We start from the raw sequence: 14,302 nt of genomic DNA on the forward strand, positions 1-14,302 counted from the left end.
TTTAGACTCCTGATTCGCGATAGTGGACGTCGCTAACGGCACGCAGACGTTCTGCCGCCTGTTCCGCCGTCAGGTCACGCTGGGTTTCCGCCAGCATTTCATAGCCCACCATAAATTTACGCACCGTCGCGGAGCGCAGCAGCGGCGGATAGAAATGGGCATGCAACTGCCAGTGTTGATTCTCTTCCCCGTTAAACGGTGCGCCGTGCCAGCCCATTGAGTACGGGAAGGAGCACTGGAACAGGTTGTCGTAACGGCTGGTCAGTTTTTTCAGCGCCAGAGCAAGGTCGTCGCGCTGCGCGTCGCTGAGATCGGTGATGCGCTGAACGTGCGATTTCGGCAGCAGCAGCGTTTCAAACGGCCAGGCTGCCCAGTAAGGCACAACGGCCAGCCAGTGTTCAGTTTCCACCACGGTCCGGCTGCCGTCGGCCCGTTCGCGCTGCGTGTAATCCACCAGCATTGGCGAGCCATTTTCGGCGTAATAGGCTTTCTGCAGACGGTCCTCACGCTCGGCTTCATTGGGCAGGAAACTGTTCGCCCAGATCTGACCATGCGGGTGCGGGTTAGAGCAGCCCATGGCCGCGCCTTTATTTTCAAATACCTGTACCCACGGGTAAGTCTGGCCCAGCTCCGCGGTTTGAGCCTGCCAGGTACTGACCACCTCTTGCAGTGCCTCAACGCTCAGCTCCGGCAGCGTTTTGCTGTGATCGGGCGAGAAGCAGATCACACGGCTGGTCCCGCGGGCGCTTTCACAGCGCATCAGCGGGTCGTGGCTCGCAGGCGCGTCCGGCGTGTCGGTCATCAGGGCGGCAAAATCATTGGTAAAAACGAAGGTGCCTTTATAGTCCGGGTTTTTATCTCCCGTTACACGCGTGTTGCCCGGACACAGGAAGCAGTCCGGGTCGTGCTGTGGCAGCGTTTGTTTCGCAGGCGTCTCTTGCGCCCCCTGCCAGGGGCGCTTGGCGCGATGCGGAGAAACCAAAATCCATTGCCCGCTTAGCGGGTTAAAACGACGATGCGGATGATCGACGGGATTAAACGAAGTCATGACGGATCCTTAGTCCGGATACCCCTGAGGATGGCGCGACTGCCAGTGCCAGGTATCCTGTGCCATTTCATCAAGCGTGCGGGTGACACGCCAGTTAAGCTCTTTATCGGCTTTGGAGGCATCGGCCCAGTACGCCGGGAGATCGCCTTCGCGACGCGGAGCGAAGTGGTAGTTCACCGGCTTGCCGCAGGCTTTGCTGAAGGCGTTAACCACATCCAGCACGCTGCTGCCAATACCGGCGCCGAGGTTGTAAATATGTACGCCCGGTTTGTCGGCCAACTGCTGCATCGCCGCCACGTGGCCGTCAGCCAGATCCATCACGTGAATATAGTCACGCACGCCGGTGCCATCTTCAGTCGGATAATCATTGCCGAAAATAGCCAGTGACTCACGACGACCCACCGCCACCTGGGCGATATACGGCATCAGGTTATTCGGAATGCCCTGCGGATCTTCACCCATATCGCCAGACGGATGGGCGCCCACCGGGTTGAAGTAGCGCAGCAACGCGATGCTCCACTCAGGCTGTGCTTTTTGCAGATCGGTCAGGATCTGCTCCACCATCAGTTTGCTCTTGCCATAAGGGCTTTGTGGCGTACCGGTTGGGAAGCTTTCAACGTAAGGAATTTTAGGCTGATCGCCATAGACGGTCGCGGAAGAGCTGAAGATAAAGTTCTTCACGTTTGCGGCGCGCATCGCAGAGATTAAACGCAGCGTACCGTTGACGTTATTGTCGTAATACTCGAGCGGCTTTGCGACCGACTCCCCGACGGCTTTCAGGCCGGCGAAGTGGATCACCGTTTCAATAGCATGGTCGTGAAGGATCTCGGTCATCAGCGCTTCATTGCGGATGTCGCCTTCGACGAATGTTGGCTGTTTCCCGCCAAGACGTTCAATCACAGGCAGCACGCTGCGCTTACTGTTGCACAGGTTATCGAGGATGATGACATCATGACCGTTTTGCAGCAGCTGCACGCAGGTATGACTACCTATGTAACCGCTACCACCTGTTACCAGAACTCGCATAATTCGCTCCATTGGGCTTATGGTATGTAATAACCATAGCATAACAGAGACGCGAAAAGTGTGACATGGGATAAAATAGTGGAATCGTTTACACTGTTTTTAAAATCCGATTTTCAGCGGCCATGAGGCATTGTAGATCAACAGGATAGAGATGTCTTAGTGCAGGTTATCTGAAAAACGGAGGGCCTGGCCCTCCGAAGGTTAATCGATTTTGCTGAGCTGATAATGATACTGTTCCCCGTCCGGAACAAATTCAAGACGATGCGTGATGCAGGCGGGGGCATCCTCGGCATGGTGTGAAACGAACAGCAGCTGCGTTTCACCTTCGCTAATCAGCACATCCACAAAGCGGCGGATAAGTTGTCGATTGAGCGGATCCAGCCCCTGAAGGGGTTCATCCAGAATGAGCAGCGTAGGATGTTTCACCAGCGCGCGCACGATCAGCGCCAGGCGCTGCTGTCCCCATGACAGGCTATGAAACGGCGCGTCAGCGACCCGGTTATCCATGCCCAGAATGTCCAGCCACTGCTGAGCCAGCTTTTGCTGTTTATCCGATACCGCCTGATAAATGCCGATGGAGTCAAAATAGCCTGAGAGGATCACGTTGCGTACCGTGGTGCTGACCCGGTAATCCAGATGCAGGCTGCTGCTGACGTAGCCAATATGTTTTTTGATATCCCAGATAGTTTCACCGCTGCCGCGACGGCGGCCAAACAGCGTCAGATCGTTGCTATAACCCTGCGGGTGATCGCCGGTTATCAGACTCAGCAGCGTCGATTTCCCCGCGCCGTTGGGGCCGACAATTTGCCAGTGCTCCCCAGGATTAACCGTCCAGCTCAGGTGATTAAGGATTGGGCGATCGTCATACGAGACTACGCCATCACGCAGCACGATGCGCGGCTGGTGGGGATCAAGCGCGTGGCGAGCCGAAGGGGCGTCGGGTTCCGGAAGGGTCATTCCGTCAAGCCGTTCGCTGTGTGCGAGCTGGGCGATGAGCGCCTGCTTAAGCAGCGCCGATTTTTCCCCTGTCTCGGCCAGATTACAATCGGCCAGTACGCCTGCATGCTGGATAAAATCCGGGATCTCATCAAAGCGGTTAAGCACCAGCACGAGGGTATATCCCTGCTGATTCAGCGACGCCAGCAGGGCTGCCAGCTGCGCACGGGACTGCACGTCAAGGCCGTCGAACGGTTCGTCGAGGATCAGCAGCTCAGGCTCGCTCATCAGGGCCTGACAAAGCAGCGTTTTCCGCGTCTCACCGGTGGAGAGGTATTTGAAGCGTCGGGTCAGCAGGGCGGAAATGCCAAACTGTTCTGCCAGGCGCTGACAGCGGGCAGGATCCTTCACCTCATCCTGAATGATTTCCGCCGTCGTGCGGCCGGTATCGTCTTCGCCCGGGCTGAGTAAATCGGTGTTGTTGCGCTGCCACTCGTCGCTCACCAGCTTTTGCAGTTGTTCAAATGAGAGGCGCGTCAGGCGGGTAAACTCGCTCTGGTTTTCACCTTTAAGGAGGGGAAGCTCTCCGGCCAGCGCGCGGGCCAGGGCAGATTTACCGCTGCCGTTGGTGCCGACAAACGCCCAGCTTTCACCTGCGCGTATTGTCAAATCAGCAATCGTCAGCGTTCGGGTATCGCCAAGACGAAACGTGCCTTGCGAAATATGCAATGATGACATGATTTATCCCTGTTTTTGCAGCAATAGTTATCAGGGATACGCACTGTCGGTACGATTGTCAATGTGCTTAGCACAAAGTGGCGATAATCACCCGGTCTGCATTGAACCAGGCGGTGACGACAGCACCTTCTTCTAAATCGTCCGCCTCGCTGAGGGGTACCGTCGCGCACAGCATTTGCCCGTCTGCCAGGGTCATCAGCACTTCGCACTGCGCTTCGCCGCGTTCGATACGGCTGATGGTGCCCTGAAGCTGGTTATCTGCTGCCTTTGCCGTATCGGGATTGCGTGTGACGTTGACCCACGGGGCTTTCAGCAGCACCAGCACCTCTTTTCCTTCATCGAGTCCAAGACGTTCTGCGCTCTGCGCCGTGATGGCGGCTTTCAGACGGGTGGTACCATCGGCAAGCAGGATCTCAATATGCTGCTGTATCTGCAGATTATCGCGCGCCGTCACTGTGCCAAACCACTGGTTGCGGGCGCTGGTTTGTAATGAGAAGCGGGAAATAGCGGCCAGCAAACTGTCCAGCGGCACGTTATCGTCGTCACTCAGCACATCAAACGCTTTTTGCTGGATCCTGGCCAGCAGATCGTAAAGCTGAATAAGGCGCTGGCCGTAACGTGTCACGATTGCGCCACCTCCGCCTTTGCCGCCCGTGGCCCTGTCTACCAGCAGATGTTCACTCAGGGTGTTCATCTCATTGATGGCATCCCAGGCGCTTTTATAGCTGATCCCGGCATTTTTCGCCCCCTGGCTAATTGAGCCCGTTTGTTCTATCTGTTTAAGCAGGGTGATACGTCGCGGATCGGCGAAAAGCTTTTGCTGAAGTCTGAGAGTAAGGAGAATTTCGGCCTGCATAACAGTATCCTGGCAAAAAGGGTATTGTGACCCAAATGGTGCAGGGCGCAAAGGGTACCGCACAAAAGGGGATGTTTTTCTCACCTGAAAGGGTAGAATAAGCCACTCACAATATCTGGAGAAAACCATGTTAGAGTTGTTGAAAAGTCTGGTATTCGCCGTGATCATGGTACCAGTAGTGATGGCCATCATCCTCGGTGCCATCTACGGCCTGGGTGAAGTGTTCAACGTCTTTTCGAACATTGGTCACAGAGACCGCGCTAAAAAACAGCATTGATTCCCCACAAAACGCCCGGCCAGTCCGGGCGTTTTGCTCTCAAGTTTTTCTTCTTTTCACCGATATTCTTTTACAGATGACACCGGTTTACCCCTTGAGCGGTACGAATAAACGCTGGGATCTCCCTGACGTTCTCGTTATATTAATGCGTATATAACGCTACTGACAGGAGTGACAAATGGCACGTTCATGGGGACGCCTTTTCGCAGGGGCTGCGCTGACGCTTTCGCTTACCGGACACGCGCTGGCGGACGACGGCAAAATTACGGTCTTTGCGGCGGCGTCGCTGACCAATGCGCTGCAGGATATCGCGGCAGCGTATAAAAAAGAGAGCAACGTCGAGGTGGTCTCCTCGTTTGCCTCTTCCTCTACGCTGGCGCGCCAGATAGAAGCGGGCGCACCGGCGGATCTGTTCATTTCGGCGGACCAGAAGTGGATGGATTACGCAGCGGAGAAAAAAGCGATCGATGTGTCAACCCGCGAAACGCTGCTGGATAATAGCCTGGTTGTCGTGGCGCCGAAAGCCAGTGCCCAGGCTGACATCACCATCAACAAAGCAACAGACTGGACCCGGCTTCTGAACGGGGGACGTCTGGCGGTGGGTGACCCGGATCATGTTCCGGCCGGCATTTACGCCAAAGAAGCGCTGCAAAAACTGGGCGCGTGGGAGACGCTGTCGCCGAAACTGGCGCCAGCAGAAGATGTTCGCGGCGCACTGGCGCTGGTGGAACGCAACGAAGCCCCGCTGGGCATTGTCTACGGCTCTGATGCCGTGGCCAGCAAGGGGGTGAAAGTGGTCGCAACGTTCCCGGAAGACTCCCACAAGAAAGTGGAATACCCTGTTGCGATTGTTGATGGACATAAAAATGCGACCGTAACGGCTTTCCGCGATTATCTGAAGGGGCCGCACGCGTCCGCAATCTTTAAACGTTATGGATTTACGACTCACTGATGATATTGACCGATCCTGAATGGCAGGCTTTTCTGCTGAGCCTGAAAGTTTCTTCCCTGGCGGTTGCGCTGAGTTTGCCCTTTGGGATCTTCTTTGCCTGGTTACTGGTTCGCTGTCAGTTTCCCGGCAAAGCGCTGCTCGACAGCGTGCTGCATCTTCCGCTCGTGTTGCCGCCCGTGGTGGTGGGTTATCTGCTGCTGATTTCGATGGGGCGACGCGGTTTTATTGGCGAAAAACTTTATGACTGGTTTGGGCTGACGTTTGCGTTTAGCTGGCGCGGGGCGGTCCTGGCCGCCGCGGTGATGTCATTCCCGCTGATGGTGAGAGCAATCCGCCTTGCGCTGGAAGGTGTGGACATGAAACTCGAACAGGCAGCCCGCACGCTGGGTGCCGGGCGCTGGCGCGTCTTTTTCACCATCACGCTTCCGCTCACGCTGCCGGGTATTATTGTCGGCACGGTGCTGGCCTTCGCCCGGTCGCTCGGCGAGTTTGGCGCCACGATCACCTTTGTGTCGAACATTCCCGGCGAGACGCGAACCCTTCCTTCGGCCATGTATACCCTGATCCAGACGCCGGGGGGAGAGGGGGCCGCAGCGCGGCTGTGCATCATCTCCATTGTGTTAGCCCTGGTATCGCTGCTGGTGTCGGAATGGCTGGCGAGAGTCAGTCGTGAGCGGATGGGGAAATAGACATGCTTGAGCTTCATTTCACCCAGACGCTGGGAAACCATACCCTGACGCTTAACGAGACGCTGCCTGCAAGCGGTATCACCGCCATTTTTGGCGTCTCAGGGGCGGGCAAAACGTCGTTGATCAATGCGATAAGCGGCCTGACCCGTCCGCAGTCAGGACGGATTGTATTGAATAATCGCGTCTTAAATGACGTGGAAAATAAGGTATATCTGTCGCCTGATAAACGTCGTATTGGCTATGTTTTCCAGGATGCACGCTTATTCCCGCACTACAGCGTGCGCGGCAACCTGCGTTACGGAATGGCGAAAAGCATGGCTTTGCAGTTTGATAAACTGGTCACGCTGTTAGGTATTGAACCGCTGCTCGACAGACTGCCTTCTTCGCTTTCCGGCGGAGAGAAACAGCGCGTGGCGATTGGCCGCGCGTTGCTGACCGCACCCGAACTGCTGCTGCTTGACGAACCGCTGGCCTCGCTGGATATTCCGCGTAAACGTGAGCTCCTGCCTTATCTGCAGCGCCTGACGCGTGAAATCAACATCCCGATGCTCTACGTCAGCCATTCGCTGGATGAGATCCTGCATCTGGCCGATAACGTGCTGGTGCTGGAAGAGGGCAGCGTGAAGGCCTTCGGCAAACTGGAAGAAGTATGGGGCAGCAGCGTAATGCATCCCTGGCTACCGAAAGAGCAGCAGAGCAGCATTCTGAAAGTGAGCGTTCTGGAACACCATCCGCACTACGCGATGACCGCGCTGGCATTGGGCGATCAGCATCTGTGGGTTAACCGGATCGATAAACCGCTGCAGTCAGTCCTGCGGATCCGCATTCAGGCCTCGGATGTCTCTCTGGTTTTACAACCCCCGCTGCAGACCAGCATTCGAAATATTCTGCGTGCCAAAGTGGCAGAGTGTTTTGATGACAACGGCCAGGTGGAAGTGAAGCTGGAGGTGGGGAGCAGAACGCTCTGGGCGCGCATCAGCCCCTGGGCCCGGGATGAGTTGGGGATCAAACCCGGCCTGTGGCTTTACGCGCAAATCAAGAGCGTCTCAATCACTACCTGATTACAGCAGGTGGGTATAAATGTACTGCGCGATGCTGTCGGAGGTGTTGTCACCAATCACCACGTTGGCGCGCGCCTTCACGGCATCATCGGCATTGCCCATCGCCACACCTGTACCGGCGGCTTCCAGCATGCTGATGTCGTTGTAGTTATCGCCAAAGGCAATCACGTCCTGCATCGACCCGCCCTGGGACTCAACGTACTGCGTCAGACGCTTGCCTTTGCTGTTGCCTTTGCGGGCAATATCCACCTGATCGTGCCAGGACCATTCGCACTCCAGACCCAGGGTCTGTTCCACGTGTTTCGCGAAGCTATTCAGTTTGGTGGTATCTTCATCCGTCAGGGCGAATTTCCAGATCGCCTCAACATCCTGAGCGGCCTGACGCAGGGAGGAAACCTGAGTAAAGACCGGACGCTGGGCTTCAGGCAGAGACAACGCCCAGTTGCTGGTGCGCACCACATGGCCGGTTGGACGCTCGTAGACCATTGCGTTGTCCACATACATCAGGCCGTGAACGTCATGCTCATCAAGCAGATCAATCAACTGCAGCGCCTGGGGTACCGGCAGCGGGTCGGATGCTAAAACCTTTTTTGCCTGATAATCATACAAATAAGTGCCATTACAGCAAATTGCAGGTGTATCTAACGCCAGTGCCTGATAAAAAGGGTGAATGGCAACGTGATGTCGACCCGTTACGATAAGGAGTTGATATCCCGCTTCCTGCGCGCGTTTAAGCGCTTCCAGAGAAGAGGGGAGAAGGGTTTTTTGCGGCGTCAGTAAGGTACCGTCTAAATCCAGAGCAATCACACGCGAGGTCATCTGTTTTCCCGGGTTAATATTGAATTTACGTTTTGATGGGATGGTACACCGAGAGGCGAAGGCTTCAAAATTCCTGTCGACAATTCAGCATTCACCGTCAAAAGTTAACTACTTTCATGCGCAGTGAGGAGTGAATATTCATGAAACAAACCGTTTATACCGCCAGTCCTGAAAGCCAGCAGATCCACGTCTGGCGCTTAAATACCGAAGGGACACTCACGCTGGTTCAGGTTGTTGATGTGCCAGGCCAGGTACAGCCGATGGTCATCAGCCCGGATAAACGTTTCTTGTACGTGGGTGTGCGCCCGGAGTTTCGCGTGCTGGCCTATCGCATTTCTCCGGACGACGGCGCGCTGACTTATACTGCCGAAGCGCCATTGCCGGGCAGCCCAACCCACATTTCTACCGATCGTAAAGGCAACTTTGTCTTCAGCGGCTCGTATAACGCCGGCTGTGTTAGCGTAACGCGTCTGGAAGAGGGCATCCCGGTTGAAACCGTGGATGTGGTGGAAGGGCTGGAAGGTTGCCACTCGGCGAATATCTCTCCGGATAACCGCACGCTGTGGGTGCCTGCGCTCAAGCAGGATCGTATCTGTCTGTTCACCCTCAGCGACGATGGTCACCTGGTGGCGCAGAATCCGGCGGAAGTCACTACCGTTGAAGGCGCGGGCCCGCGTCATATGGTCTTCCATCCGAACCAGCAGTATGCCTACGTGGTGAACGAGCTGAACAGCTCTGTGGACGTATGGGAACTAAAAGATCCTAACGGCCAGATTGAGTGTGTGCAGACGCTGGATATGATGCCGTCTGACTTCTCCGACACCCGCTGGGCGGCGGATATTCACATCACGCCAGATGGTCGTCATCTCTACGCCTGTGACCGTACCTCCAGCCTGATTACCGTTTTCAGCGTCTCCGAGGACGGCAGCGTGCTGGCCATTGAAGGCTTCCAGCCAACGGAAACCCAGCCGCGCGGCTTTAATATCGATCACAGCGGTAAGTTCCTGATTGCGGCGGGGCAGAAATCCCACCACATCGCGCTGTACGAAATTAAAGGCGAGCAGGGTCTGCTGGAAGAGAAAGGGCGCTATGCCGTCGGCCAGGGGCCGATGTGGGTGGTGGTAAACGCTCATTAAGCGGCTTAAAACAAAAAACCTCGCGAATGCGAGGTTTTTTTTATGCCCGGTGGTAGCCGGGTGAGCACATCAAAACGTAACCAACACACCCCTGGTGACAGGCAGCGGAAAGGTAAACCAGAGGAGAAGTGCTCTATACCAAAGGAGTGGCGTATGAGCGGTGTGGAATAGACAATTCTGTTCCTGCAACTCATGGTTGCGATTATGCGACTATTGGATGCGTATCTTAAGTTTGGAGCCTGACGCATTCAGTCGCAGTAAAAAGGGGGATTGAACTCCCCCTTTTACTCTCATCTTATTACTGCTTCGGCTCAGCCACCACGTTGCTACCCAGACCGCGGTTGTTGTATTCCCACATGCGGTTGAAGTTAGCGTCGTTCAGGTTACGCTGCACGTTCCCTTTATCATCCACCGTACCGGTATTGCCGGAGAACGGACGTTTGGAAATCGCGGCATCGGCCCATGGCTTCGCCATATTGAAGCCTTCGTTGATCACGCTGTCGCGGATCACCACCTGGCCGTTGGTCGCAGAGTCCACATCCAGGGAGCGACCCAGTTGCGCCACGCCGTCACCGGCAGCGTTAAAGCGGCTGTTCACAGCAAGGAAACCGTAGAACAGGTTAGACTGGGTGGCTGGCGCAAACACATAGCCTTCCTGCTGGGTACGCGAGTTCACCACGCGGAAGTCCGTGTTATCAAACACCACTGTACCACGACCGGAGACCAGATCCACGTCACCTTCAACGTAGCTGTTGGTCACCAGCGTACGGGTCAGACGGTTATTCTGCAGGGTGTTCTGCACGCCGCTGTTGGTCACGAAGAAGGTGTTCTGACGGCCAAGAATGTTGACGTTGTTGATCTGGACTTTATCGCCATCGCTACGCAGCGCAACGGCCTGGTGGGTACCGGCATCAACACTGTCACCCAGGGTATTCTGAATGGTCAGGTTTTGCAGTTGCAGACCGTTATTCTGAGACCAGAATACCGCTGAGCACATCACGCCAACGGTGGCGGAACGCTTGCTCTGGCAGTTATCAAACATATACCACGCCGGTTTGCCCGGCATATATTTGCCAGCCGGGTTGACCAGATGACGCCAGGCGTTGCTGTCGATTTCGGAATCAATCGCCAGGCCAATTTTAACATCGATCGCTTTTTCGCCCAGACCGTACAGGGTAATGCTGCCTGGCGCCGCCGGAACATAGACGGTGCCTTCGTATTCACCTGGCAGGATAGCAATGTACTGGCGAGACGCGCTGTGTTTAGTGATGGCAGCATCCACCGCAGCCTGAATAGAGGTATGCGTTACGCCCTGCGCACCTGCCGGGCCAACCACGAAATCTGGCTGTTTCGGCAGGTTAATAGAAGACGGGGTCCACGGCGCAGCGTTAGGATCCATCGCCGAGAAGTAGTGCGCACGATCGAAGTTCTTCGCTTCATCCGCGGACAAAATCGGGCGGGATGCGGTGCCGGGGGCGACCTGCTCAGACGGTCGCTGGTCCGGTGGTGTTGAACTGCATGCGGATAAGGTCACGCCAAAGGCGAGTGCTAACGCCAGACGGGAAATCCTGGAAATGTTCAAGGTGAAGCTCCTGGGTATGCAAGTCTTTACGGGATAGACGAAATAGCCTGCTTTTTTATACTAAGTTGAGCGAAACGGGAAGATAAAAAGGGTAAAAGTTGCATTTTTCGCCCGCAGGGGGCGGGAAAGTCGTCACAAATAAATAACATTTTCCCTTATTACGGTTGACAGCAGACGGCAGATGAAAATAAATGTCTATACAACCCATGACAAGTGGAATGCCCATGCAGCAGATCCTTCCTGACGATGTAATATGGCGAAATGCGCGACTGGCGACAATGGCGCCGGATATTGCCGCGCCATATGGACTGAAAGAGCAACACGCCCTGGTCGTGCGCGGCCACACCATCCTTGCCGTGATTCCTGAATCTGACATTCCTTATGGACACGGTCACTGCGTCGATCTTCAGGGGCGTCTGGTGACGCCAGGCCTGATTGACTGCCATACCCACATGGTGTTTGGCGGCGATCGCGCGGCGGAGTGGGAGCAACGTCTGAACGGTGTCTCTTATCAAACCATCAGCGCGCAGGGCGGCGGAATTAACGCTACCGTGACGGCGACGCGCAACAGCTCACCCGAAACGCTGCTTAAGCTGGCGCAGCAGCGGCTTCAGCGTCTGATGAACGAAGGTGTCACCACCATCGAAATCAAGTCCGGATATGGCCTAAACGCCGAGGCCGAAGAGAAGATGCTGCAGGTGGCACGCCAGCTGAGCCTGAATAACCCGATTGATATCAGCCCAACGCTGCTGGCCGCGCATGCGGTTCCGACGGAATACAAACACGATCCGGATGCGTATCTTGCGCTGGTCTGCGAGCAGATCATGCCCGCGCTGTGGCAAAAAGAGCTGTTTGAAGCGGTGGACGTGTTTTGTGAAAACGTCGGCTTTACGCCGTCGCAAACCGAGCGACTCTTCCAGGCGGCGACTGCGCTCGGTATCCCGGTAAAAGGGCATGTGGAACAGCTTTCAAACCTGGGCGGTGCGGCGCTGGTTAGCCGATTTAACGGGCTGTCGGCCGATCATATCGAATACCTGGATGATGCAGGCGTTCAGGCGATGGCGCAAAGCGGTACGGTGGCGGTTCTGCTGCCCGGCGCATTCTATTTTCTTCAGGAGCGCCAGCGTCCGCCGGTGGAACAGCTCAGAAAACAGGGTGTGCCGATGGCTGTCGCCACCGACTATAACCCGGGGACGAGCCCGTTTGCCAGCCTGCACCTGGCGATGAACATGGCCTGCGTACAGTTTGGCCTGACGCCTGAAGAGGCCTGGGCTGGCGTGACGCGCCACGCCGCGCAGGCGCTGGGCCGCGGTAAAACCCACGGACAGCTACGGGCAGGTTTTGTCGCTGATTTTATCGTCTGGGATGCTCATCATCCGGTAGAGATGGTCTACGAGCCGGGACGCAATCCGCTGTATCAACGTATTTTCCGTGGGGAGGCAGTATGAGGTTATGGCGGCCCGTTGCAGAATCGGTCTGGCAGGGGCGTGACGACAGCGCCGAGGCCAGCAATGCAACGCGTATTTTTCAGACCATACAACAGCAGGCAACGTTTACCCCATTGCCAGAGGGCATTGCGCTGATAGGCTTTGAATGTGATGAGGGGGTGAAACGCAATCAGGGCCGGCCCGGCGCCGGACAGGCACCGGATATCTTGCGTAAGGCGCTGGCGAATATGGCGAGCCATCAGGGACACGAGCGGCTGGCGGATATGGGCTCGGTCTGTGTGGAAGGAGACGAGCTGGAAGCGGCGCAGCAGGCGTTAAGCGATGCCGTCACCGCCTGCCAGCAGTCCGGAATGCGCACGCTGGTCTTTGGCGGCGGGCACGAGACCGCCTGGGCGCATGGCCGGGGCATTCTGGATGCTTTCCCAGACGAGCGCGTGGCGGTGATTAACCTTGACGCCCACCTTGACCTGCGCAAGGCCGATCGTGCGACGTCCGGCACGCCGTTTCGCCAGCTGGCGCGCTATTGCGATGAACGCGGGCGGGAATTTCGCTACGCCTGTTTAGGCGTAAGCCGGGCGGCGAACACGCAGGCGCTGTGGGATGAGGCTGAACGTCTGAACGTCACGCTGGTGGAAGATCTGCATTTCAGACGCGATGCGTTATCTGCCCTGGAAAAGGTGCTGGCGCAGGCCGATCATATCTACCTGACAATCGATCTGGATGTCCTGCCCGCAGGCGAAATGCCGGCCGTTTCCGCACCGGCTGCGTTAGGCATACCGGCTCTGGATCTCCTGCCTGTTATCGAACATATCTGCCGTAGCGGTAAGCTTCAGGCCGCCGATCTGGTAGAGTTTAACCCGCACTACGATCGGGACGGACAGGGCGCAAAGCTTGCCGCCCGTCTGGCCTGGCAAATTGCTCACTGGTGGGCATAACAGCATTTAAGGAGTCATGATGTTTTCACGCTCACCGCTGCCGCAGTCGAGCCCTCCCGCGCCTTTCTACGAAAAGGTGAAGCAGGCGATTAGCGAGAAAATCGCCACCGGCGTCTGGCGGCCGCACGATCGCATTCCGTCGGAGGCCGATCTGGTGGCGCAGTTTGGTTTTAGCCGGATGACCATCAACCGGGCGCTGCGCGAGCTGACCGACGAAGGGCTTCTGGTGCGTCTGCAGGGGGTCGGGACGTTTGTGGCGGAACCGAAAGGACAATCTGCCCTGTTTGAAATTCGCAGTATTGCGGACGAGATTGCCGCGCGTAATCATCAGCACCGCTGTGAAGTGCTGGTGCTGGAAGAGACGCAGGCCAGCGCCGAACAGGCCGCAGAGCTTAACGTCAGGGAGGGAAGCCGCATCTTCCACTCCGTGATGGTGCATTTTGAAAACGACATTCCGGTGCAAATTGAAGATCGCTGCGTCAACGCCGAACGGATCCCGGAGTATCTGGACCAGGATTACACCCAAACCACGCCCCACGCCTATCTTTCGCTGGTCGCCCCGCTGACGGAAGGGGAGCACATTGTGGAAGCCGTGCGCGCCACGCCGCAGGAGTGCGAACGTCTGCGTATTAAAGAACACGATCCGTGCCTGCTGATCCGCCGTCGAACCTGGTCATCGTCACATATTGTGTCGCATGCCCGGCTGCTATTCCCGGGGAATCGCTACCGGCTGCAGGGTCACTTTATGTCATAAGTTTTAAAAGCGTGATAGCTAACGCAATATAACAAAATTGTATCT

At 56.3% G+C, this 14,302-nt stretch carries 15 protein-coding genes; 9 read left to right on the top strand and 6 right to left on the bottom strand.

Annotated elements, in window-relative coordinates:
- Position 1 precedes the first annotated feature (1 nt).
- From galT to modE, 4 genes are all read right to left on the bottom strand, one after another.
- Positions 2–1,048, bottom strand: a complete 1,047-nt coding sequence (galT, locus tag SP99_RS06445) for a galactose-1-phosphate uridylyltransferase (RefSeq protein ID WP_047958048.1) — start codon at positions 1,046–1,048, stop codon at positions 2–4.
- Positions 1,049–1,057: 9 nt separating this feature from the next.
- The gene (galE, locus tag SP99_RS06450) at positions 1,058–2,074 is read right to left on the bottom strand and encodes a UDP-glucose 4-epimerase GalE (protein WP_020884951.1); all 1,017 of its coding nucleotides are present in this window, start codon (positions 2,072–2,074) and stop codon (positions 1,058–1,060) included.
- Positions 2,075–2,275: 201 nt separating this feature from the next.
- On the bottom strand, positions 2,276–3,748 hold the full coding sequence (gene modF / locus SP99_RS06455) for a molybdate ABC transporter ATP-binding protein ModF (RefSeq protein ID WP_045285429.1): 1,473 nt from the start codon (positions 3,746–3,748) through the stop codon (positions 2,276–2,278).
- 67 nt (positions 3,749–3,815) lie between these two features.
- Entirely contained in the window at positions 3,816–4,604 is a 789-nt protein-coding gene (modE, locus tag SP99_RS06460) for a molybdenum-dependent transcriptional regulator (protein ID WP_047958049.1), read from the bottom strand.
- Positions 4,605–4,731: 127 nt separating this feature from the next.
- Between modE and SP99_RS06465 the strand changes: the two genes are divergently transcribed.
- From SP99_RS06465 to modC, 4 genes are all read left to right on the top strand, one after another.
- Positions 4,732–4,881: an AcrZ family multidrug efflux pump-associated protein gene (locus tag SP99_RS06465; RefSeq protein ID WP_013097516.1), complete on the top strand. Its 150-nt coding sequence runs from the start codon at positions 4,732–4,734 to the stop codon at positions 4,879–4,881.
- 178 nt (positions 4,882–5,059) lie between these two features.
- Complete coding sequence (modA, locus tag SP99_RS06470; RefSeq protein WP_047958050.1) at positions 5,060–5,833, top strand: molybdate ABC transporter substrate-binding protein; 774 nt, start codon at positions 5,060–5,062, stop codon at positions 5,831–5,833.
- Entirely contained in the window at positions 5,833–6,522 is a 690-nt protein-coding gene (gene modB, locus SP99_RS06475; RefSeq protein WP_047958051.1) for a molybdate ABC transporter permease subunit, read from the top strand. The genes modA and modB overlap by 1 nt, the downstream gene beginning before the upstream one ends.
- Before the next feature lie 2 nt (positions 6,523–6,524).
- Positions 6,525–7,583 carry a molybdenum ABC transporter ATP-binding protein ModC gene (gene modC, locus SP99_RS06480; RefSeq protein WP_047958052.1) on the top strand — a complete coding sequence of 353 codons (1,059 nt, stop codon included), beginning with the start codon at positions 6,525–6,527 and terminating at the stop codon, positions 7,581–7,583.
- Here modC and SP99_RS06485 read toward each other — a convergent pair whose 3' ends face one another.
- Complete coding sequence (locus SP99_RS06485) at positions 7,584–8,402, bottom strand: pyridoxal phosphatase (protein ID WP_025757227.1); 819 nt, start codon at positions 8,400–8,402, stop codon at positions 7,584–7,586.
- A 140-nt stretch (positions 8,403–8,542) separates the two neighbouring features.
- Here SP99_RS06485 and pgl point away from each other — a divergent pair, with 140 nt between their 5' ends.
- Both pgl and SP99_RS25310 read left to right on the top strand, forming a co-directional pair.
- Complete coding sequence (gene pgl, locus SP99_RS06490; RefSeq protein WP_047958053.1) at positions 8,543–9,538, top strand: 6-phosphogluconolactonase; 996 nt, start codon at positions 8,543–8,545, stop codon at positions 9,536–9,538.
- Between the two features lie 174 nt (positions 9,539–9,712).
- Complete coding sequence (locus tag SP99_RS25310) at positions 9,713–9,781, top strand: hypothetical protein (RefSeq protein WP_442855368.1); 69 nt, start codon at positions 9,713–9,715, stop codon at positions 9,779–9,781.
- 55 nt (positions 9,782–9,836) lie between these two features.
- Here SP99_RS25310 and SP99_RS06495 read toward each other — a convergent pair whose 3' ends face one another.
- The gene (locus SP99_RS06495) at positions 9,837–11,120 is read right to left on the bottom strand and encodes a putative acyl-CoA thioester hydrolase (protein ID WP_047958054.1); all 1,284 of its coding nucleotides are present in this window, start codon (positions 11,118–11,120) and stop codon (positions 9,837–9,839) included.
- 224 nt (positions 11,121–11,344) lie between these two features.
- Between SP99_RS06495 and hutI the strand changes: the two genes are divergently transcribed.
- From hutI to SP99_RS06510, 3 genes are read left to right on the top strand one after another with little or no spacing between them, the layout of a single operon-like run.
- On the top strand, positions 11,345–12,568 hold the full coding sequence (hutI, locus tag SP99_RS06500) for an imidazolonepropionase (protein ID WP_047958055.1): 1,224 nt from the start codon (positions 11,345–11,347) through the stop codon (positions 12,566–12,568).
- Complete coding sequence (hutG, locus tag SP99_RS06505) at positions 12,565–13,503, top strand: formimidoylglutamase (protein ID WP_047958056.1); 939 nt, start codon at positions 12,565–12,567, stop codon at positions 13,501–13,503. Before hutI ends, hutG begins: the two co-directional genes overlap by 4 nt.
- A gap of 19 nt (positions 13,504–13,522) precedes the next feature.
- Positions 13,523–14,257: a histidine utilization repressor gene (locus SP99_RS06510; protein ID WP_047958057.1), complete on the top strand. Its 735-nt coding sequence runs from the start codon at positions 13,523–13,525 to the stop codon at positions 14,255–14,257.
- The last annotated feature ends 45 nt before the right edge of the window (positions 14,258–14,302 follow it).

The sequence above is a fragment of the Enterobacter sp. BIDMC92 genome (assembly GCF_001030225.1).
Taxonomy (GTDB): Bacteria; Pseudomonadota; Gammaproteobacteria; order Enterobacterales; family Enterobacteriaceae; genus Enterobacter; species Enterobacter sichuanensis.